The 19,908-nt window shown below is 72.6% G+C and carries 22 protein-coding genes and 4 tRNA genes; 8 read left to right on the forward strand and 18 right to left on the reverse strand.

Annotated features, from left to right (window positions below; translation table 11 throughout):
• Positions 1 to 49 precede the first annotated feature (49 nt).
• The 5 genes from rplA to ACFQQL_RS17715 form a co-directional block, all read right to left on the reverse strand.
• A complete protein-coding gene (rplA, locus tag ACFQQL_RS17695) occupies positions 50 to 766 on the reverse strand; it encodes a 50S ribosomal protein L1 (protein WP_382396498.1) in 717 nt (238 codons plus the stop codon).
• Positions 767 to 861: 95 nt separating this feature from the next.
• The gene (gene rplK, locus ACFQQL_RS17700) at positions 862 to 1,290 is read right to left on the reverse strand and encodes a 50S ribosomal protein L11 (RefSeq protein WP_382396499.1); all 429 of its coding nucleotides are present in this window, start codon (positions 1,288 to 1,290) and stop codon (positions 862 to 864) included.
• A 193-nt stretch (positions 1,291 to 1,483) separates the two neighbouring features.
• Positions 1,484 to 2,278, reverse strand: coding sequence for a transcription termination/antitermination protein NusG (gene nusG / locus ACFQQL_RS17705; protein ID WP_382396500.1), 795 nt, complete (start codon positions 2,276 to 2,278; stop codon positions 1,484 to 1,486).
• A 58-nt stretch (positions 2,279 to 2,336) separates the two neighbouring features.
• Complete coding sequence (secE, locus tag ACFQQL_RS17710) at positions 2,337 to 2,606, reverse strand: preprotein translocase subunit SecE (protein ID WP_382396501.1); 270 nt, start codon at positions 2,604 to 2,606, stop codon at positions 2,337 to 2,339.
• 94 nt (positions 2,607 to 2,700) lie between these two features.
• A tRNA-Trp gene (locus ACFQQL_RS17715) sits at positions 2,701 to 2,776 on the reverse strand.
• Positions 2,777 to 2,976: 200 nt separating this feature from the next.
• Between ACFQQL_RS17715 and ACFQQL_RS17720 the strand changes: the two genes are divergently transcribed.
• Positions 2,977 to 4,188 carry a pyridoxal phosphate-dependent aminotransferase gene (locus tag ACFQQL_RS17720; RefSeq protein ID WP_382396502.1) on the forward strand — a complete coding sequence of 404 codons (1,212 nt, stop codon included), beginning with the start codon at positions 2,977 to 2,979 and terminating at the stop codon, positions 4,186 to 4,188.
• Between the two features lie 25 nt (positions 4,189 to 4,213).
• Here ACFQQL_RS17720 and ACFQQL_RS17725 read toward each other — a convergent pair whose 3' ends face one another.
• The 3 genes from ACFQQL_RS17725 to ACFQQL_RS17735 form a co-directional block, all read right to left on the reverse strand.
• Positions 4,214 to 4,621, reverse strand: a complete 408-nt coding sequence (locus tag ACFQQL_RS17725; protein ID WP_382396503.1) for a VOC family protein — start codon at positions 4,619 to 4,621, stop codon at positions 4,214 to 4,216.
• Between the two features lie 9 nt (positions 4,622 to 4,630).
• A complete protein-coding gene (locus ACFQQL_RS17730) occupies positions 4,631 to 6,037 on the reverse strand; it encodes an alanine/glycine:cation symporter family protein (RefSeq protein WP_382396504.1) in 1,407 nt (468 codons plus the stop codon).
• Positions 6,038 to 6,351: 314 nt separating this feature from the next.
• Positions 6,352 to 7,629 (reverse strand): phosphotransferase family protein, encoded by a 1,278-nt coding sequence (locus ACFQQL_RS17735; protein WP_382396505.1) that lies wholly within the window; start codon positions 7,627 to 7,629, stop codon positions 6,352 to 6,354.
• An 84-nt stretch (positions 7,630 to 7,713) separates the two neighbouring features.
• Here ACFQQL_RS17735 and ACFQQL_RS17740 point away from each other — a divergent pair, with 84 nt between their 5' ends.
• The 3 genes from ACFQQL_RS17740 to ACFQQL_RS17750 are packed head-to-tail and all read left to right on the forward strand — an operon-like array spanning position 7,714 to position 10,204.
• On the forward strand, positions 7,714 to 8,736 hold the full coding sequence (locus ACFQQL_RS17740; RefSeq protein ID WP_382396506.1) for an adenosine deaminase: 1,023 nt from the start codon (positions 7,714 to 7,716) through the stop codon (positions 8,734 to 8,736).
• Positions 8,733 to 9,497 (forward strand): alpha/beta fold hydrolase, encoded by a 765-nt coding sequence (locus tag ACFQQL_RS17745; protein WP_382396507.1) that lies wholly within the window; start codon positions 8,733 to 8,735, stop codon positions 9,495 to 9,497. Before ACFQQL_RS17740 ends, ACFQQL_RS17745 begins: the two co-directional genes overlap by 4 nt.
• On the forward strand, positions 9,494 to 10,204 hold the full coding sequence (locus tag ACFQQL_RS17750; protein WP_382396508.1) for an esterase/lipase family protein: 711 nt from the start codon (positions 9,494 to 9,496) through the stop codon (positions 10,202 to 10,204). Before ACFQQL_RS17745 ends, ACFQQL_RS17750 begins: the two co-directional genes overlap by 4 nt.
• 21 nt (positions 10,205 to 10,225) lie before the next feature.
• On the opposite strand, the gene ACFQQL_RS17755 is transcribed toward ACFQQL_RS17750, so the two are convergent.
• The 7 genes from ACFQQL_RS17755 to ACFQQL_RS17785 form a co-directional block, all read right to left on the reverse strand.
• Positions 10,226 to 11,383, reverse strand: a complete 1,158-nt coding sequence (locus ACFQQL_RS17755; protein ID WP_382396509.1) for a UDP-N-acetylmuramate dehydrogenase — start codon at positions 11,381 to 11,383, stop codon at positions 10,226 to 10,228.
• A 1-nt stretch (position 11,384) separates the two neighbouring features.
• The gene (locus tag ACFQQL_RS17760; protein ID WP_382396510.1) at positions 11,385 to 11,822 is read right to left on the reverse strand and encodes a MaoC family dehydratase; all 438 of its coding nucleotides are present in this window, start codon (positions 11,820 to 11,822) and stop codon (positions 11,385 to 11,387) included.
• Positions 11,819 to 12,292, reverse strand: a complete 474-nt coding sequence (locus ACFQQL_RS17765) for an FAS1-like dehydratase domain-containing protein (RefSeq protein ID WP_382396511.1) — start codon at positions 12,290 to 12,292, stop codon at positions 11,819 to 11,821. The genes ACFQQL_RS17760 and ACFQQL_RS17765 overlap by 4 nt, the downstream gene beginning before the upstream one ends.
• Positions 12,293 to 12,327: 35 nt before the next feature.
• A complete protein-coding gene (gene rpmG / locus ACFQQL_RS17770; RefSeq protein ID WP_382396512.1) occupies positions 12,328 to 12,498 on the reverse strand; it encodes a 50S ribosomal protein L33 in 171 nt (56 codons plus the stop codon).
• A gap of 56 nt (positions 12,499 to 12,554) precedes the next feature.
• A tRNA-Met gene (locus tag ACFQQL_RS17775) sits at positions 12,555 to 12,628 on the reverse strand.
• A 40-nt stretch (positions 12,629 to 12,668) separates the two neighbouring features.
• Positions 12,669 to 12,741: transfer RNA gene (locus tag ACFQQL_RS17780), tRNA-Thr, on the reverse strand.
• Positions 12,742 to 12,890: 149 nt separating this feature from the next.
• Positions 12,891 to 12,972: transfer RNA gene (locus ACFQQL_RS17785), tRNA-Tyr, on the reverse strand.
• 120 nt (positions 12,973 to 13,092) lie between these two features.
• Between ACFQQL_RS17785 and ACFQQL_RS17790 the strand changes: the two genes are divergently transcribed.
• Both ACFQQL_RS17790 and ACFQQL_RS17795 read left to right on the forward strand, forming a co-directional pair.
• A complete protein-coding gene (locus ACFQQL_RS17790) occupies positions 13,093 to 13,590 on the forward strand; it encodes a YajQ family cyclic di-GMP-binding protein (protein ID WP_382396513.1) in 498 nt (165 codons plus the stop codon).
• A 178-nt stretch (positions 13,591 to 13,768) separates the two neighbouring features.
• A complete protein-coding gene (locus ACFQQL_RS17795) occupies positions 13,769 to 14,161 on the forward strand; it encodes a hypothetical protein (RefSeq protein ID WP_382396514.1) in 393 nt (130 codons plus the stop codon).
• A 30-nt stretch (positions 14,162 to 14,191) separates the two neighbouring features.
• Here ACFQQL_RS17795 and htpX read toward each other — a convergent pair whose 3' ends face one another.
• Positions 14,192 to 15,055: a zinc metalloprotease HtpX gene (htpX, locus tag ACFQQL_RS17800; protein ID WP_382396515.1), complete on the reverse strand. Its 864-nt coding sequence runs from the start codon at positions 15,053 to 15,055 to the stop codon at positions 14,192 to 14,194.
• Positions 15,056 to 15,206: 151 nt separating this feature from the next.
• On the opposite strand from htpX, the gene ACFQQL_RS17805 reads away from it, so the two are divergent.
• On the forward strand, positions 15,207 to 16,241 hold the full coding sequence (locus tag ACFQQL_RS17805) for a ComEA family DNA-binding protein (RefSeq protein ID WP_382396516.1): 1,035 nt from the start codon (positions 15,207 to 15,209) through the stop codon (positions 16,239 to 16,241).
• Positions 16,242 to 16,326: 85 nt separating this feature from the next.
• Here ACFQQL_RS17805 and ACFQQL_RS17810 read toward each other — a convergent pair whose 3' ends face one another.
• Entirely contained in the window at positions 16,327 to 17,733 is a 1,407-nt protein-coding gene (locus ACFQQL_RS17810) for an FAD-dependent oxidoreductase (RefSeq protein WP_382396517.1), read from the reverse strand.
• A gap of 226 nt (positions 17,734 to 17,959) precedes the next feature.
• On the opposite strand from ACFQQL_RS17810, the gene rarD reads away from it, so the two are divergent.
• Positions 17,960 to 18,847: an EamA family transporter RarD gene (gene rarD, locus ACFQQL_RS17815; protein ID WP_465254077.1), complete on the forward strand. Its 888-nt coding sequence runs from the start codon at positions 17,960 to 17,962 to the stop codon at positions 18,845 to 18,847.
• 48 nt (positions 18,848 to 18,895) lie between these two features.
• On the opposite strand, the gene ACFQQL_RS17820 is transcribed toward rarD, so the two are convergent.
• A complete protein-coding gene (locus tag ACFQQL_RS17820) occupies positions 18,896 to 19,906 on the reverse strand; it encodes a polyprenyl synthetase family protein (protein ID WP_382396519.1) in 1,011 nt (336 codons plus the stop codon).
• Positions 19,907 to 19,908 lie beyond the last annotated feature (2 nt).

Genomic DNA, 19,908 nt, shown 5'->3' on the forward strand with positions numbered 1-19,908 from the left:
CGGCACCCCTCGCGTGAGGGGGCCGGGCCGCCGTCGTGCTGGTTCTGCGTCAGGACGCGTTCTCGGTGGTGAGGTTGCGCGTCTTGCTGGCGTCCAGCGGGATGCCCGGGCCCATGGTGGTGCTGAGCGTCGCCTTGGTGATGTAGCGACCCTTCGAGCTCGCCGGCTTGAGCCGCAGGATCTCCTCCTGCGCGGCGGCGTAGTTCTCCACCAGCTGGGTCTCGTCGAAGCTCGCCTTGCCGATGATGAAGTGCAGGTTCGCGTGCTTGTCGATGCGGAACTCGACGCGACCACCCTTGATGTCGTTCACGGCCTTGGCCACGTCCATCGTCACGGTGCCGGTCTTCGGGTTCGGCATGAGGCCACGGGGGCCGAGCACGCGACCCAGCCGGCCGACCTTGCCCATGAGGTCGGGCGTGGCGACGGCGGCGTCGAAGTCCGTCCAGCCGCCCGCGACCTTCTCGATGAGCTCGTCGCCGCCGACCTCGTCGGCGCCGGCCTCGAGGGCCTGCGTGGCCCGGTCACCGACGGCGAAGACGATGACGCGGGCGGTCTTGCCGGTGCCGTGCGGCAGGTTGACCGTGCCGCGGACCATCTGGTCGGCCTTGCGGGGGTCGACGCCGAGGCGGAAGACCACCTCGACCGTCGAGTCGAACGTCGTGGTGGCGCCGGACTTGGCCAGGCGGACCGCCTCGAGGGGGGCGTAGAGCTGGTCCCGGTGGACCTTCTCGACGGCCTTGCGGTAGTTCTTGCTGCGCGTGGTCATCTGCTTTTCTCTTCTCTCGCAGTCGTGGTCGGACGGGCCCGCGCGGGCCCTGCCACTGGTGCGTCCCGGGGGACGCGGGGTGATGAGCTCGAGGCTCAGTCGACGGTGATGCCCATGGAGCGGGCGGTACCGGCGATGATCTTCTCGGCGGCCTCGATGTCGTTGGCGTTGAGGTCTTCCATCTTCGTCCGGGCGATCTCCTGGACCTGGTCCCGGCTGATGGAGGCGACCTTCACCGAGTGCGGCGTGCCGGAGCCCTTGGGGACGCCGGCGGCCTTCTTGATGAGTTCCGCGGCCGGCGGGGTCTTCGTGACGAACGTGAACGAGCGGTCCTCGTACACGGTGATCTCGACCGGGATGACGTTCCCGCGCTGCGACTCGGTGGCCGCGTTGTAGGCCTTGCAGAACTCCATGATGTTCACGCCGTGCTGACCCAGCGCGGGGCCGATGGGCGGCGCGGGGGTCGCGGCTCCGGCCTGGATCTGGAGCTTGATCAGGCCTGCGACCTTCTTCTTGGGAGGCATACGCGCGTTCCCTGCTTTCTACTCGTGGGCCGACGCCGTGGGCGATGACCCGGTTGCATGCCCCGCGACGTGGGCCGCGGGGCGGGTTCGGGGCCGTGCGACCCCAAGTCTGTGGAACATGTGTGTGGAGTTGGCGACCCGGCCGGATGTCCGGGTCCCGGAGGACGAGGCCCCCGCTTGTCGAGAACGTGGTCTAGATCTTGGCGACCTGGGAGAACGACAGCTCGACCGGGGTCTCGCGACCGAAGATCGTGACGAGCACCTTGAGCTTCTGGCTCTCGGGGCTGATCTCCGAGATGGTCGCCGGGAGGGTCTCGAACGGGCCGTCGGTGACGGTGACCGACTCGCCCACCTCGAAGTCGACCTGGATCGGCGTCGGGGCCGGCCCGCCCTCCGCGGCCGCGGCGGGCGCCTTGGTGGCGCCGGCGGCCTGGGCGGGGGCCTGCAGCGTCGGGGCGAGCATCGAGAAGACCTCGTCCTGCGTCAGCGGCACCGGCTGGTGGGTGCTCCCGACGAAGCCGGTGACACCCGGCGTGTGCCGGACGGCACCCCAGGACTCGTCGGTGAGGTCCATCCGCACGAGGCAGTAGCCGGGTACGCGGACCCGGTTGACGACCTTGCGCTGGGCGTTCTTGATCTCCACGACCTCTTCCATGGGGACCTCCACCTGGTGGATGTAGTCCTCCATGTTGAGACTCTGGATGCGGTTCTCGAGGTTCGTCTTCACGCGCTTCTCGTAGCCCGCGTACGTGTGCACCACGTACCAGTCGCCCGGGAGCATCCGCAGCTCACGGCGGAACTCCTCGACCGGGTCCTCGACGGCCTCGGCGGCGGGAGCGGCCTCCTCGGCCACGACGTCCGAGCTGGTGTCCTCTCCCGCGGCGTCGGTCGCATCCTCCGCCGGCACGGCGGAGAGCGCGCCGGCCTCCGGCTGGGACTCGAGCGACGTCTGCTCGACGTCTCGCGGCTCGAGATTCTCCTCAGACACTTCGGACCTGCTTTCTCGGGTAAGGGCTTGCTGGCTGTCGGGCGTCACGTACGGGGTCTCAGCCGAAGATCCACAGCACGAGGCGACCGAACGAGATGTCGAGGACGCCGACGAACGCCATGATCACGGCGACGAACACCAGGACGACGACGAAGTAGGTCATCAGCTCGCTGCGCGTAGGGCGCACGACCTTCTTGAGCTCCCCGACCACCTGTCGGACGAAGAGCACGATGCGCGCGAGCAGGCCGCGCCTCTTCTTCTTCGAGGCGTCCTCCGAGCGTGCTGCGCGCTCGGGCCGCCCCGACGTCGCGCTCGCAGACTCGCTCACGGGGATTCCTTCGTCCTGGGTCAGGTCTTGCCCGTCCGGTCGGACGGACCCGGTCCGCCGTGGCGGGCCGGTCCACCGCACACGAGGTGCGGCCTGGCAGGGCAGGAGGGACTCGAACCCACAACCGCCGGTTTTGGAGACCGGTGCGCTACCAATTGCGCCACTGCCCTTCGACGAACGGACCACCATGCGACCGGAGGGCAGGGTCGAGCATGGTGGAAAGTCCACCGCCGACGAGTGTACGTGCTGATCAGCTCCAAGGTCGAACCCGTCGCGGAGGGACCCTCGTCACACCGCCGGCGCACCGCGGGCGGATCCGTTCCGCGAGATCGCCCGGGACCGGCGCCACGGCCCGTGCGACGATACGCGGGTGAGTGCACCGCAGACGACCAAGCCCCGAGTGTCCGCACGACTGTCCGCCATCGCGGAGTCGGCCACGCTGGCCGTCGACGCCAAGGCGAAGGCCCTCAAGGCCGCCGGCCGGCCCGTGATCGGCTTCGGCGCCGGCGAGCCGGACTTCCCGACGCCGGAGTACGTCGTCGAGGCCGCCGTGGCCGCCGCGAAGGACCCCGCCAACCACCGGTACTCCCCCGCCAAGGGGCTGCCGGACCTGCGTGAGGCCGTCGCCGCGAAGACGCTGCGGGACTCCGGCTACGAGGTCTCGGCGGACGACGTCCTCGTGACGAACGGTGGCAAGCAGGCCGTCTACCAGGCCTTCGCGACGGTCGTGGAGCCGGGTGACGAGGTGCTGCTCCCGACGCCCTACTGGACCACCTACCCCGAGACGATCGCGCTGGCCGGCGGCCGCACGGTCGAGGTGTTCGCCGGCGCTGACCAGGACTACCTCGTCACGGTCGAGCAGCTGGAGGCGGCCCGCACCGACCGGACCAAGGTGCTGCTGTTCAACTCCCCGTCGAACCCGACCGGGGCCGTGTACTCCGCCGAGCAGACCGAGGCGATCGGCCGGTGGGCGTACGAGCACGGCATCTGGGTCATCACCGACGAGATCTACGAGCACCTGACCTACGACGGCGTCACCGCCACCCCGATCCAGCGCGCCGTGCCGGAGCTCCGCGAGACCTCCATCGTGCTCAACGGCGTCGCCAAGACGTACGCGATGACGGGGTGGCGGGTCGGCTGGATGATCGGCCCGAGGGACGTGATCAAGGCCGCGACGAACCTGCAGTCGCACCTGACCTCGAACGTCGCGAACGTCTCCCAGCGCGCGGCGCTCGCCGCGGTGAGCGGAGACCTGAGCGCCGTGGCGACCATGCGCGAGGCCTTCGACCGGCGCCGCCGCACGATGGTGCAGATGCTGTCCGCGATCGACGGCGTCACGGTCCCGACGCCGCACGGCGCGTTCTACACCTACCCCTCGGTCGAGGGGGTGCTCGGCCGGACGATCCGTGGCCGCACCCCGACCACGTCCGCCGAGCTGGCCGAGCTCATCCTCGAGGAGGTCGAGGTCGCCGTCGTGCCCGGGGAGGCGTTCGGGCCAAGCGGCTACCTGCGGCTGAGCTACGCCCTCGGCGACGAGGACCTGGCGGAGGGCGTCGGCCGGATCCAGGAGCTCCTGGCCTGACCCTCGCCCCGCCCGCTCGGCGTCCTCACCCGACCAGGAAGCAGAACGGGTGGCCGGCGGGGTCCGCCAGCACGTACAGCGGCTCCTCCGGATCGTCGGAACGGTCCAGGAGGATCGTCGCGCCGAGCGCGCAGGCACGGTCCCGGTGACGTGCCAGCTCGGTGGCATCCGGCACCGTGAAGTCCACATGGAGCTGCATCGGGACCTCGTGCGTGGGCCAGGTGCTGCGCGGCAGACGCTCGACCTGCTGGAAGGCGAGCTGCCGGCGCCCGGCCTGGTCCACGAGGACCAGCCAGTCGGCGTGCCGGTCGTCACCCGACGGCTCGTCGCCGGGCCGGTACCGCAGGCCGAGCAGCTCGCGGTAGAACTCCGCCGACCCGCGCGCGTCCGTGGTGTCGAGCACCGTGTGCAGCAGGCGCGGGTAGTCCGCCATGGCCGTCTCCTAGCGCCGCTCGAGCGCGTCCACGCCGTCGAGGGTCGAGACCTCGGGCTCGTCTCGGAGCGACGGGTCGCGGCGCAGGTACGCCCGGGTCTCGCGCGCGATGAGGCCACCGCAGATGATGAGGCCGATGAGGTTCGGCAGCGCCATGAGGCCGTTCATGACGTCCGAGAAGGCCCAGACCACGCTGAGCTCCGTCGTCGAACCGACGAAGATGACGGCGGTGAACACGACGCGGTACGGCACCACGCCCTTGATGCCGACCAGGCGCTCCATGCACCGCTCGCCGTAGTAGGCCCACCCCAGCAGGGTGGAGAAGGCGAAGAACATCACCGAGACGGTCACGATGTAGTGACCGCCCGGGAGGCCGGTGTCGAACGCGGTCGCGGTCATCACCGCGCCGTCCTCGCCGGACGTCCAGGCGCCGGTGGTGACGATGACCAGGCCGGTCATGGTGACCACGATGAGGGTGTCGATGAACGTCTGGGTCATCGACACCAGGCCCTGGCGCACCGGGTGCCGGGTCTGGGCCGCGGCGGCCGCGATGGCGGCCGACCCGAGGCCGGACTCGTTGGAGAAGATGCCGCGGGCGACGCCGAACTGGATCGCCGCCGCGACGCCCGCCCCGACGAACCCGCCGGTGGCCGCGGTCCCGGTGAACGCGTCGGTGAAGATGGTGGCGAAGGCCCCGGGAATGGCCTCCACGTTCAGCGCCAGCACGATGAGGGCGCCGACGACGTACAGGACGATCATGAGGGGCACGAACCCGGCTGTGACCCGGCCGATGGACTTGATCCCGCCGATGAGGACGACGCCGACCAGCACCGCCATGACGAGACCGGAGAGCCAGGTCGGCACACCGAAGGAGCTGTCCATCGAGGCCGAGACGGCGTTCGACTGGGTCATGTTGCCGATCCCGAAGCTCGCGATCACGGCGAAGACCGCGAAGAGGATCGACAGGGTGGTGCCGAACGCGTTCGGGATGGCCTTGGCGAGGTAGTACTGCGGCCCGCCGGAGATGGCGCCCTTGGCGTCCTTGGTGCGGAACCGCACGCCGAGGAAGGCCTCGGAGTACTTGGTGGCCATGCCGAGCAGACCGGTGACCCACATCCAGAACAGAGCGCCGGGCCCGCCCATGTAGATCGCGGTGGCGACGCCGGCGATGTTGCCGACACCGACGGTCGCGGCGAGGGCCGTGGTGAGGGCCTGGTAGTGCGAGATGTCGCCGTCCGCCGTCGCGTCCTTGCGGCGCAGCAGCGCGAGTCTCATCGCCGGCCCGAGCTTGCGCAGCTGCAGCCCGCCGAGCCGGGCCGTCAGGTAGATCCCTGTGCCGAGCAGCAGCGGGATGAGGAGCGCTGGTCCCCAGATGAATTCGCTCGCTGCCGCGAGCCAGGTCTCGAGCGTGTCCATGGCGAACTACCGTAGCGCTGCCGACCGCCCCGTCCAGCGAGATGCCGCGCCGACGCCCGTCAGCTGGCCGCCAACCGTCCGGCTTCCTCACGCTCCGCTCCCGGCAGACCTCGTCCCTCGCCCTACCGTCCGCTCGCGCCCGTCAGCGCGGCCACACCAACCGTCCGGCTTCCTCACGCTCCGCTCCCGGCAGACCTCGTCCCTCGCCCTACCGTCCGCTCGCACTCGTCAGCGCGGCCACACCAACCGTCCGGCTTCCTCACGCTCCGCTCCCGGCAGACCTCGTCCCTCGCCCTACCGTCCGCTCGCACTCGTCAGCGCGGACCGCGGCGCGCGAGGAGCTCGCGCCCGTGCGCCAGCCACGTCTCCGCCCGGGCCAGCCGGCCCTCGGCGTCCGATCGCCAGTGCGCCCCGTCGGTCCGCCGAGCCCCCGCGACGAGCGACAGCACCACGCCGGCGCAGCGGGCGTTGAGGGCCACCGGGTCCACGACGCGGCTGCACGCGTCCGTCCACTCCTGCAGGACCGACGGCACGTGCGGGTACGTCTGCGGCGCCAGGTGCGGCAGCACCGACACGTGGCCGAGGAGGCAGGCGAGGTCGTCGACGCGGTGCCCCGGGCCGACGGCGTCGACGTCGAGCAGGCTCGCGACCGAGTCGGTGGCGGCGTCCATGAGGACGTTGGCCTCGTAGAAGTCTCCGTGGGTGGGCACGACGGGTCCCGGGTCGGAGGAGGCCATGAGCTCGCTGACCCCCTGGGCCAGCAGCCGGGTGCGCTCGACGTGCTCGGGCAGCACGGTGGCAGCCGCGTGCGCGTAGTGGTCCACGCGGTCCGACCACGAGGGGCGGCGCGGGAGCTCGAGGACCTGCTCCGGGAGGGTGTCCAGCGTGGCGACCAGGGCGGCGAGGACGGTGCCCGACCGCTCCCCAGGCCCGTGCGCGAGCAGGTTCGCCAGCGGCGTGCCGCGACCGGTCTCCAGCAGCACGAGCCCGTCGTCGTCGGCGCGCAGCACGCGGGGTGCCGGCACGCCGGCAGCCGTGAGCATGCGGTGTCGCTCGACGAACGTCCCGTAGACCGCGGGGCGCACCACCTTCAGGTAGGCGGTGGCGTCCGCGTCCCCTGTCCGTTCCACGCGCGTCACGCGCAGGACGGCGCGGCGCGTCGGGCGGTAGGCGAGCAGCTCGACGCCGACCTGCGCGCCGAGACGCTCGGACAGACGCCCGGCGTCGCACGCGACCGGCAGGCCGGGCAGCTCCGGGTCCGCCGGATGCCGCCACAGGTGGACCGCGCGGCCACCGGGCGCGGGGAACCGGACCAGTCCCGGGGTGGTCGGCCGGCTCAGTCGCGCCGTCGTCGCGCACAGGTACTCCTCGGCCCGGACGGGCGCCGCACCTGCCCCGGCGAACCGCTCGACCGTGGCGGTGTAGCCGACGGTCACGCCGGCGCCGGGCCGGTGGTGGACCGTGTGCACCTGCCAGTCCAGCAGTCGCGAGCCATCGCCCTCGAGGGCACCGGCGAGCATCCCGCCGGCCTCGGCAGACGTCAGCATGGCGACGTCGGCCGGCTCTCGTTGCGCGGCCGCTGGGACGCTCATGGCCCCAGTTGACCACGGCTCGGCCGCCGATGTGGGCGGACACGACGTCCCGAACACGCCTCCCGTCCTGGCAGACTGCACGAGGTGCGAGACCTCGATGCCCTGCCGAAGGCGCACCTCCATCTGCACTTCACGGGCTCGATGCGGGTCTCGACCCTGCGCGAGCTGGCGGTCGAGACGGGCATCCGGGTACCGGCGTCCCTCACCGACACCGACCCCCTGCGCGTGCCCGCCTCCGCACGCGGCTGGTTCCGGTTCCAGCGGGCCTACGACGCCGCCCGTGCCGTGGTCCGCTCGGAGTCGGCGATGCGCCGGATCGTCCGCGAGGCCGCCGAGGACGACGCCGCCGAGGGGTCACGGCGCCTGGAGATCCAGGTGGATCCCACCTCGTACGCGCCGCACGTCGGCGGGCTCACCCCTGCCCTGGAGATCGTCCTCGACGAGGCGCGTGCGGCGGCCGCCGAGACCGGCGTGGAGATCGGCGTGATCGTCGCGGCCTCCCGCACCCGACACCCGCTCGACGCGCGCACGCTCGCCCGGCTGGCGGCGCGGCACGCGGGTGACGGGCCCGGCGAGGTCATCGGGTTCGGTCTGAGCAACGACGAGCGCCGTGGGACGACGTCCGACTTCGCCGGCGCCTTCCGCATCGCGCGCCGCGCCGGGCTCGCCGGCACCCCCCACGGCGGCGAGCTGGAGGGCCCCGGCCATGTGCGCGAGGTCATCGCCCACCTGAAGCCGACTCGTCTCGGGCACGGGATCCGCGCCAGCGAGGACCCCGAGCTGCTGGAACGGATCGCTGCGGACGGGATCGCGCTCGAGGTCTGCCCGGCGTCGAACGTCTCCCTCGGGGTCTACCCCGAGGGGCGGGACGTGCCGCTGCGCACCCTGCTCCAGGCCGGGGTCCCGGTGGCGCTCGGCGCGGACGACCCGCTGCTGTTCCTCTCCCGCCTCACCGACCAGTACCGCCTCGCGCGGGACGAGCACGGCCTCGACGACGCGGCGCTGGCGGAGCTGGCCCGTGCCTCGATCCGGGCGTCCCTGGCGTCGGACAGCTCCCGGCGTGCGATGCTCGCCGCGGTCGACGACTGGCTGGCGCAGGAGCCGTGAGCGTACGGACCGGCACCTCGGTCACCCGGCCGGCCGGCGCCTTCCTCCGTGTGCGGCGGTTCGCAGGGCCGCGGGAGGCCACGGCGACGTTCGTGCTGGTGCACGGGCTCGGTGTCTCCTCCCGGTACTTCCGGCCGTTGGCCCGCGTGCTCGCGGACCACGGCGACGTCCTCCTCGTCGACCTGCCCGGCTTCGCGGGCCTGCCCCGGCCGCGCCGCCCGCTCGGCATCGCGGGCTTCGCGGCCGTCGTGGCGCGCGGGCTGCTGGACGCCGGAGTCGCGGACTGTGTCGTCATCGGCCAGTCGATGGGGTCCCAGGTGGCGACCGAGCTGCTGGTGACGCGGCCGGACCTGGTGCGCGGTGCGGTGCTCGTGGGGCCCACGGTCGACGCCGCCGCCCGCGGCGTCTGGCCGCAACTCGTCCGCTTCGCCCGTACCGTGCCGCGTGAGCCCGCCCGGATGCGTGCCATCGCCGTCCGGGCGTACGTCGCGTGCGGGCCACGCTGGTACCTGCAGGTCCTGCCTGCCATGATCCGCTACCCGATCGAGGAGCGGCTGGCCCGGGTGACCGCGCCCGTCACCCTCCTCCGCGGCGAGCACGACGCCGTCTCCCCCGCCGCGTGGCTGCGCCACCTCGCGGCGCGCACCGGAGACGCGGACGCCCGCACGGTACGGGGATCGGCGCACTCCGTGGTCCTCGAGCGCACGGCGGAGGTGGCGGACGCGGCGCTGGACGTCCTGGCGAGAGGACCGTCCCGGTGAGCCCGCTGCGCCTGGGCGTACGGACCCGCGACTACGCCTACGCGCTGCGCCACCAGGCCCGGGCGCTGCTCGGGCCGCGCACCGACCCGGCCGGCCTCCTCGCGCTGCCGGACGCGCCCGCGACAGGACACGGCGCGCCGGTGCTGCTGCTGCCGGGCATCTACGAGACGTGGCGGTTCCTCGAGCCGCTCGCCCGGCGTCTGGTCGCGGCCGGTCACCCGGTGCACGTGGTGACCACGCTCGGGATCAACCGCCGCCCGCTCGACGACGCCGCGGCCCGGGCCGCTGACTACCTCGCGGAGCACGACCTGACCGGCGTGGTGCTCGTGGCGCACTCGAAGGGTGGCCTGATCGGCAAGGCACTGATGCTCTCCCCCGCCGGGTGGCGCGTCGCGGGCATGGTCGCCGTGGCCACGCCGTGGGAGGGCTCCGGATACGCGCGGCTCTTCCCGCCGGGATCCGCGGTCCGGCATCTCAGCTCGCGGGCGCGGCGGGTCCGTGCGCTGTCCCGCGAGCGCGCGGTCAACGCCCGGATCGTGGCGGTCGCACCGGCGTGGGACCCGCACGTACCGGGCACCGGTGAGCTGCCGGGAGCCCTGCGGTGCGTGCGGCTGGCCGGGTCGGGTCACTTCCGGGTCCTCGACGACGCCGACCTACTGGCCGCGGTCCGCTCCGCCGTCGCCGAGCTGGGCCACGCAGGACCGTGAGAGGACCGCGCGGTGCCGTCGCTACAGGCTGACGCCGACCAGGACGGGCTCGGGCTCGAGCGTGACGCCGAAGGTCTCGCGAACGCCGTCGCGGACGGTCCGGGCGAGAGCGAGGAGATCGTGCGCCGTGGCAGCGCCACGGTTGGTCAGCGCGAGCGCGTGCTTCGTGGAGAGCGTCGCGGGGCCGGGCGCGCCGAAGCCCTTCTCGAAGCCGGCGCGCGAGATGAGCCAGGCGGCGGACGTCTTGACCACGCCCTCGACCACCGGCACGGAGACCGCCGAGCGGCCGAGGCTCGCGTGGTCGGTGACCGGGTAGCGCGGGGCGTCCTCCGGCAGGAGCCGGTCCGCCTCGGCGGTCGGCAGGATCGGGTTCGTGAAGAAGGAGCCGGCGGACCACGTGTCGTGGTCGGCCAGGTCGAGGACCATGCCCTTGCCGCCGCGGAGCGCGAGGACCGCGTCGCGGACCTCGGCCGCCGGGACCCGGGTCTCCAGGGGCACGTCGAGGTGCCGGGCGAGCTCGGCGTACCGGACCGGCGCGGAGAGGCTCGCCAGGCGCATCTGGAAGGACACCTCGAGCACCACGTACCGGCCGGAGGGCTCCCAGGTCCGGCCTGCGCCGTCGGCGGGATCGGTGCGGGATCGTTTGAGGACGGACGTGCGGTACCCGAGCCCGAGCTCGCCGACCGCCAGCATCCGCACGCGCCGTTCGTGGCGGTCGTAGACCCGGACCGAGGCGAGGGTCTCGGCGACCTCCTGGCCGTAGGCGCCGACGTTCTGCACCGGGGTCGCGCCGGTGGAGCCGGGGATGCCGGAGAGCGCCTCGACGCCGGCCCACCCCTCCGTCACGGCGGTGGCGACCACCTCGTCCCAGTCCTGGCCGGCGGGCACGGTGACGTTCGCCCCCGCGCACGCGGAGTCCGCCGTCGCGTCGATGCCGCGGCGCAGGTCGCGCACGACGACCCCGTCGAAGCCGGCGTCGGCGACGAGGAGGTTGGACCCGCCACCGAGCACGAGCAGCGGCGTGCCGGACGCGTCGGCCGCCCGCACGGCGTCCACGAGCTCGGCCTCCGTGGTCGCCTCGACGAGATCCCGCGCGGGGCCGCCGACGCGCAGCGTGGTCAGCTCGGCCAGGCGAGCCGCTGACCGGCCGGCGGCCGACCCCGTGGCGTCCTGGGTCACCTCAGCCCGTCCGCAGGGTGACGACGGCCTGGGCCTTGGCGAGCACGCTCGTCCCCGCGCAGGTCACCGTGAGGTCGACCCGGACGGACTCGGCCGCGAGGTCGACGTCGCGGACCGTGCCGACCACCTCGACCTCGGTGCCCTCCGGGTCCGGCACGACGACGGGCCGGGTGAAGCGCACGCCGTAGTCCGTCACGGCACCCGGGTCGCCGGCCCAGTCGACGACGGCGGAGCCCGCCAGCCCCATGGTCAGCATGCCGTGGGCGATCACGCCGGGCAGCCCCGCCGCCTCGGCGACCCGGTCGCTGTAGTGGATCGGGTTGAAGTCGCCGCTCGCCCCGGCGTAGCGCACCAGCCGGTCCCGGTCCACCGGGTAGGTGCGGCGGAAGAGCTCCTGCCCGGTCTCGAGCTCGGTGAGCACGGGGGTCTGGTCGGTCATCGTCCGTCCCCCCGCACGGCCAGCGTGGAGGTGACGGTCGCGACAGGTGCGTCGTCGACGTCGGCGATCTCGGCCCGGGTGGTCACCAACGTGATCCCGGCGCGCTCGAGGATCTTGTCCACGTGCACCGTGGTCCGCAGCCGGTCCCCCGCGACGATCGGCCGGTGATGGGAGAAGTGCTCCTCGGCGTGCACCACGCGCGAGAAGTCGATGCCCGACTCCGGGCTGGCCACGTACGCCTGCTCGGCGCGCTGAGCGAGGACGACGGCGAAGGTCGGGGGCGCGACCACGTCGGCGTGGCCGAGCTCGAAGGCGGCGTCCGGATCGGTGTGCGCGGGGTGGACGGCACCGGTGGCGGCGGCCATCTCGGCGATCTTCGCGCGGGAGACCTCGTAGGTCTCGGTCGGGGCATAGGTGCGCCCCACGAGCGTCGGGTCGACGCCGGTGGGGCGCGGGCTGTCCTCGGTCATCCCCTCAGGGTAGGGCCGCGTCGCGGCGGTGGAGGTCAGCGGGTCTCGCGGTGCGTGGTCTTGGCGTTGCAGCGCGGGCAGAACTTCGCCATCTCGAGCCGGTCGGGGTTGTTCCGGCGGTTCTTCTTCGTGATGTAGTTCCGCTCCTTGCACACCTCGCAGGCGAGGGTGATCTTCGGGCGGATGTCAGACGTCTTGCTGGCCACGGCGGTTCCTCACGTTCGTCTCTCACGCGGCCGGCGGGCCGCGGTGTCGCTACCGGTAGCGGGGGCGGGGCTCGAACCCGCGACCTCACGATTATGAGTCGTGCGCTCTTACCGACTGAGCTACCCCGCCGCGTGGTCGCACTCGCCGAGGGTACGTCGAGGCGGACCAGAGCCCCGAAAGGGAATCGAACCCTTGACCTTCTCCTTACCATGGAGACGCTCTGCCGACTGAGCTATCGGGGCAGCGCGGATGAGCCTACCTGGCCGGTGACCGCCCGCGAAATCCTGCGGGGCTCCCCTGCCTGGTGAGACCACTCACACCGCCGGCGGACGTGCCCGGAGGCGGTCCGTGCGGTTCCGGTCACGACGGCGTCATGCCGGAGACCGGTCCGTGGCGGGTGCAGGATTCGAACCTGCGAAGCGTGACGCGGCTGATTTACAGTCAGCTCCCTTTGGCCGCTCGGGCAACCCGCCGTGCGCGAAGCGCAGATGGAACCATAGCAAGTGCGCGGCACCGGATGTGACCTCGCGCGGGCGAGGATGATCACATCGGGTACGCACCCGACCAGCGAGAACGGGACCGAGGAGCATGTCATGGCCGATTCGTCGTTCGACGTCGTGAGCAAGGTGGACCGGCAGGAGGTGGACAACGCCGTCAACCAGACCGCCAAGGAGATCGGGCACCGCTACGACTTCCGCGGCGTCGGGGCATCCGTGTCCTTCGCGGGTGACGCGGTGACGATGACCGCGAACTCCGAGGAACGGGTCCGGGCGGTCCTGGACGTGCTGCAGACGAAGCTGATCCGCCGGGGCGTCTCCCTCAAGGCCCTGGACCTCGGCGACGGCGAGCCGAGGGCCTCCGGCAAGGAGTACCGGCTCGTCGGTTCGATCAAGGAGGGCCTGAGCCAGGAGAACGCCAAGAAGATCACCAAGCTGATCCGCGACGAGGGCCCGAAGGGCGTCAAGACCCAGATCACCGGCGACGAGGTGCGGGTGAGCTCCAAGAGCCGGAACGACCTGCAGGCCGTCATCGCGCTGCTCAAGGACGCCCAGGACATCGACGCGGCGCTGCAGTTCGTCAACTACCGGTGAGCCGTGGCGGACAGCGGGCTGAGACCCGGTGTCCGCCCACGACCGCACGGTCCACATCGGGAGCCGTGAGTGACGGCACGTCCACCGGGACAGGTCCGGCCTCGGCGGGTGGTCGTCGCGCCCTCCTAGCGTCCGGGGCATCGCCGGACCGGCCGGCGTCCGACCTCGGGAGACCCGCATGTCCCAGCAGCACCCTGCCCGCCCCGCCCACCGTCTGCTCGTCCTCCTCGGGTCGGCGCTCGTCCCGCTCGCGACGCTGGGCGGTGCCGCGGCCGCGGCGCCGAGCGCCCCGTCACCTGCCCCGCCGCCCGACACGATCGTGCTCGTCACCGGCGACGCCGCGAACGGCTTCGGCATCAAGCACCACGACGGGACGTGGCTCTACCCGCCCACGGACTCCGAGGCGCTCGCCGAGTGCGGCGAGTACGACACGCGCCTGGCGCGCCAGCGCTGCCGCGTGGAGGTGCAGACCTGGTACCGCGACCTCGCGGCGATGCAGCAGACCATCGACTACTACCGCTCGCTCGGGCCGGGCTCGTCGGCACCAGCGGCGCAGCCGTCGCGGCCGTGAGCCGCCGACCGCTTTCCAGCGGCTGGGCGCTCAGTACCCGGCCAGCTTCTCCAGGCGCGCGATCCGCTCCCGCATGGGCGGGTGCGTGGAGAACATTCGGGACAGGCCGCCGCCACCGCGGAACGGGTTGGCGATCATCATGTGGCTGACCGTCTCGTTCCGCGGCGTCGGTTCCAGCGGCCGCGCCGCGGCGCCCGTCTCGATCTTCCGCAGCGCGGAGGCGAGGGCCAGCGGGTCGCCGGTCAGGCGCGCGCCGTCCTCGTCCGCATCGAACTCCCGGGTGCGGGAGATGGCCAGCTGGATGAGGGCTGCCGCCACCGGGGCGAGCAGCGCGGTCGCCAGCAGGGCGATGGGGTTCGCGCGGTCCCGGCCACCCCCGAAGAAGAGCGCGAACTGCGCGACCGACGTGATGACGCCGGCAACGGCGGCCGCGACGGCGGAGGTCAGGATGTCGCGGTTGTAGACATGCATGAGCTCGTGCCCGAGGACCGCGCGCAGCTCGCGCGGCTCGAGCAGCCGCAGGATGCCCTCGGTGCAGCACACGGCGGCGTGCCGCGGGCTCCGCCCGGTGGCGAACGCGTTGGGCTGGCCGGCCGGTGAGATGTACAGCCGCGGCATCGGTTGGCGCGCCGCGGTGGAGAGCTCACGGACCATCTCGTACAGGCCGGGCGCCTCGGCCTCGCTGACCGGCCGGGCCGCCATGGCACGGATCGCCAGCTTGTCGGAGTTCCAGTAGCTGTAGAACGTCATGGCGACGCCGAAGGCGGCGAACAGCCACACCACCATCGAGCTGCCGGTCCCCTTGGCCACGAGCGCACCGACCATCAGCAGGACCGCCCACATCCCTGCGAACAGCAGAGTGGTCTTCAGACCGTTGTGGTGGCGTCGGTTCATCGTGACGTGGTTCTCCTCGCTCCGGTGCAGGCTACGTCGGACCGCCGTGGGACTGTCACGGCAGGTGGTCGACACCTCGGACAACGACGTATCGGTCCCGGCCGTTCCCGATGTGGCGAGCGCCACCGGCGCGTTCCGTACGCTGTGCGCCATGAGCAGCGACTCCGGGCAGGTCCCGTACCGCGACCTGCTCGCGTCAGGGCCGCCGGAGACGCGGCCGGAGGCGGGACCCACCCAGGCCGGCACCACGGAGGCCGGCACCGCTGAGGACGGACCGGTCCTGGTGGTGGTCGCGCCGGGCGAGCTGTCCGCCCGTCCGTACCCGGGGACGACGGCACCTCCGGCGCCGAAGCCGGAACCGGTCGGCCCTGCGCGCCTCGCGGGACGCCCCAGGTCACGTCCGCGCCTGGGCGGCTACCTCGGGTTCGCCCTCCTGTTGTTCCTGGGCGTCGGCGTGGCCGGCGCGATCCTCGTGCTCGTCGCCGACGACGTCAGCACCTACTGGGACGAGGAGGTCCCGCTGGGGCAGGAGACGGCCCTCACGCTGCCGCGCGCCGAGGAACGGTGGATCTGGGTCCCGGAGGGGCACGCCGAGGACGTCGCCTGCACCGCCGGCGACGGCGCCGGAGCGGACCTGCCGATGTCCAGGGCGCCGGGGGAGCACCACGAGGACTACGAGACCGCATTCCAGTTCCCCACCGGGAACGGCTCCGTGACACTCTCGTGCCGGCTCACCGACGACCCGCAGAACCCGAGCTGGCAGCCGCAGTCGGCGACCCTGTGGCTGGGTCGCCCCTCGGACCTCACGTACGCGCCGTTCCTGCAGAACGCGATCCTGGTGCTGCTCGGCGGCCCGGGCGTCGGCGTGCTCGTCCTGGTCCTGGCCATCGTGGCGCAGGTCGCGTACGGGATCGTCCGCCTCGTGCGGCCGTCCGTCGCCCGCGGACCGGCCACGGCACCGGCCCCGGAGCCGGTGGACCTCAACACGGCCACCGCGGCAGAGCTCAGGCGCATCCACGGGATCGGGCGGAGCCTGGCAGCCGGCATCGTCGCGTGGCGGGAGACCCATGGCCCGTTCGGGTCCGTGGACGATCTCGTGCGCGTGCCGGGCATCGGCCCCTCCACCGTGGACGCCGTGCGCAGCCAGACGACCGTGTCGGCCGGAGGGTTCCAGCACGCCGAGTGACGCGGCACCGCAGCTCGAGCGCCCGACAGTGAGCTTCACGGGCGCTCACCACCGGCGCTGACGGTGCCGGACCGGTCGTGCCGGCTCAGTACAGCCGGCCCTCGTGCTCCTCGCCCCGCGAGATCGCGGTCATGGTGTCCCGGTCGACGACCTTGATCCGCTCGCGCGGCCCGTCGGTGAACTGGGCACCCAGCTGCTGCTCGAAGGCGTCCAGCAGCTCCCAGCCCTGCCAGGTCGTGTACCGCACGCCGGCCGCGTCGAGCGCCGCCAGCATGGCGTCGTGGCCCACCTCCGCGTCGTCCTCGGAACGGGCCTGGAGCAGTCCGGCCTCGGCGTCGGCGACGAGGTGCCCGATCGTCTGCCGCGCGTCGGACTTCGTGGAGCCGATGAGGCCGACCGGACCGCGCTTGACCCAGCCGGTGGCGTACAGTCCGGGCAGCCACTCGCCGTCCTCGCCCAGCACACGGCCCTCGATGTTCGGGATCACGCCGCGCACCTCGTCGAACGGGACGCCCGGGATCGGCGAGGAGAAGTAGCCGACGGCGCGGTAGACCGCCTGCACGGGCGTGTCCACGTACTCGCCCGTGCCGCGGACGTTGCCGTCGCCCGTGAGCTCGGTGCGCTCGGTGCGGATCGCCTCGACCTTGCCGTCGCCGAGGATCTCCACCGGCCGGTGCAGGAAGTGCAGGTGGATGCGGCGGGACGCGGTGCGCTCGTCCTCCTCCTTGAGCGTCCAGTCGATGAGCGTCTTGACGACCTGCTTGGTCTGGTTGGACGCCCGGATCGCCTCCTCCGAGCCCTCGTCGAACTGGAAGTCCTCGTCGTACACGACGACGTCGACGTCCGGCACCTGACCGAGCTCGCGCAGCTCGAGCGGCGTGAACTTCACCTGGGCCGGGCCGCGGCGGCCGAAGACGTGGACGTCGGTGATCCTGTTGGACCGCAGGCCCTCGGCCACGTTCTCCGGGATCTCGGTGGGCATGAGGTCCTCGACGTGCTTCGTGAGCATTCTTGCGACGTCGAGCGCGACGTTCCCGACGCCGATGACCGCCACCTGCTCGGCGTCGAGCGGCCAGGTCCGCTGCACGTCGGGATGCCCGTCGTACCAGGAGACGAAGTCCGCGCCGCCGTAGCTGCCCTCGAGGTCGACGCCGGGGATGTCCAGCGGGGCGTCCCGGTCCGAGCCGGTGGAGAGGATGACGGCGTCGTAGTGCTTCTGCAGGTCCGCGAGGGAGACGTCCGTGCCGACCGCGACGTTCCCGACGAGGCGGATGTCCCCCCGCTGGAGGATCTTGTACAGCGCGACGATGATCTGCTTGATCCGCGGATGGTCCGGGGCGACGCCGTAGCGCACCAGCCCGAAGGGTGCCGGCATCCGCTCGAAGAGGTCGATGCTGACCTCCAGCCCGGACTTCGACAGGATGTCTGCGGCGTAGATGCCGGCCGGACCGGCACCGACGAGTGCCACGCTCAACGGGCGGGAGTTGGTCACGGGTACCTCTCGACGGCGGGAGCTGCCCGCGCGCGCAGGTGGCGCTGCCGGGCGGGTGTGCGGCGTCCAGTCTATGAGGCCTGCGGGAGGTCGTTCCGGGGACGGGACGTAGGTCACACTCCCGCGGGCGCGGGTCGCGGGCTGGACCGCCGCGCGCGAGCGGCCAGGCCTGTGCGAGTGTTCGACCGTGGCCGACGACAGCACCGCGAACCGCTCCGGCCTGGTCATGGGCCTCTCGGCCTACGTGCTGTGGGGCCTCATCCCCGTCTACTTCCGGCTCATCGACCGGGCCGGCGCGGTCGAGATCGTCGCGCACCGGATCGTCTGGGCGCTGCTGCTGTGCCTCGTGGTCATGGCCGTCACGCGTCAGCTGGGCGGGATCCTCGCCATCGTCCGCCGGCCGCGCACGCTCGCGCTCGTGTCGCTCGCGGCCGGGTTCATCGCCGTGAACTGGCTCGTGTACGTCTACGGGGTCAACACCGGCCGGACGGTCGACGCGGCCCTCGGCTACTTCATCAACCCGATCGTGACGGTGCTGCTCGCCGTGGCCGTGCTGCGCGAGCGGCTGCGCCCCCTGCAGTGGGTGGCCTCCGGGCTGGGCGCCGCCGCGGTGGTCGTCATCGCGGTCGGGTACGGGCAGCTGCCGTGGATCTCGCTGTGCCTGGCCGGCTCGTTCGGCCTGTACGGGCTGGTGAAGAACCGCGTGGGCCGCACCGTCGGGGCGCTGCCGGGCCTCGCGGCCGAGACCGCCGTGCTCGCCCCGCTCGCGGCGGTGTACCTGGTCACTCTCGGCGCCGCCGGGACCGGGGCGTTCGGCGAGGACGCCGGCTTCAGCCTGCTGCTGACCGTCTCGGGCCCGGCAACGGCGGTGCCCCTGCTGCTGTTCGCGGCCGCCGCCCGCCGGCTCCCGCTGAGCGTGGTCGGCATGCTGCAGTACGCCGCCCCGGTGCTGCAGCTCGCCGTCGGGGTGCTCCTCTTCCACGAGCCGATGCCGCCGGAGCGGCTCGCCGGGTTCGTCATCGTGTGGGTCGCCATCGCGGTGCTCACGGTCGACGGGTTCCGGCACCGGCCGCGGCTGGCGCGGCGCACGACGATCGACCCGCCACGGTTGTGAGGACCACACCCCGGGCCCCCGTCAGGCCGGGAGGCCGGGCGCCACGGGTCAGGCCAGGCGGTCCACCAGCAGCCGCGCGAAGGCGGTGAACGCGTCCTTCACGGAGGACTCGGGCAGCGGGTCGAGCTCGGCGACGGCGTCGTGCGCCCACCGCTCGGCGAGCGAGCGGGCCTCCGCGACGACCTCGTGGGCGCGCAGGTCGGCGACGAGCGAGCGCAGCGTCTCCTCCGAGGAGAGCTCCTCGGCGCGCAGCCGGTCCAGCACCGCGACGCCGCTGGCGTCCAGCGCGCCGGTGGCCTGACGCTGGCGCAGGAGCAGCACGGGCATCGTGTCCACGCCCTCACGCAGGTCGGTGCCCGGCGTCTTGCCGGTGGTCGCGGAGTCGTCGGAGAGGTCGATGACGTCGTCGGCGAGCTGGAAGGCCACCCCGACCTTCTGGCCGTAGCGCATGAGCATCCGGGCGATCTCCGGCGGGGCGTCGGAGAACGTGGCGCCGTACCGGGCCGAGGTCGCGATGAGCGAGCCGGTCTTGTCCGCCAGCACCTGCAGGTAGTGCGCGACGGCGTCCTCGCCGTCGACCGGCCCCATGGTCTCGTGGAGCTGACCGAGGCAGAGCCGCTCAAAGGTCTCCGCATGCACCCGGACCGCCTCCGCGCCGAGCGAGGCGATGATCCGTGAGGCGCGCGCGAAGAGCAGGTCGCCGGTGAGGATCGCCACCGAGTTGCCCCACACCTCGTGCGCGGTCGGGGCGCCGCGCCGCATCGTCGCCGAGTCCATGACGTCGTCGTGGTACAGCGTCGCCAGGTGGGTCAGCTCGACGGCCACGGCTGCGGCGCGGACCTGCTCGTTCTGTCCCCCGCCGAGCTCGGCGGCCAGCAGGGTCAGGAGCGGGCGGAGCCGCTTCCCGCCGGCGGCCGCCAGGTGCGCGGTGGCCGGGTCGACGAGGCGGTCGGCACCGACGACCGCCTCACGGAGCTCGTGCTCGACGTGGTCGAGCACCGGGTGGAGGCGTTCCTCGAGCGCCTCGTCCCCCAGGGGCAGCATCGGCGTGGTGGTCACAG

The sequence above is a fragment of the Georgenia alba genome (genome assembly GCF_042665525.1).
Lineage (GTDB): Bacteria > Actinomycetota > Actinomycetes > Actinomycetales > Actinomycetaceae > Allobogoriella > Allobogoriella alba.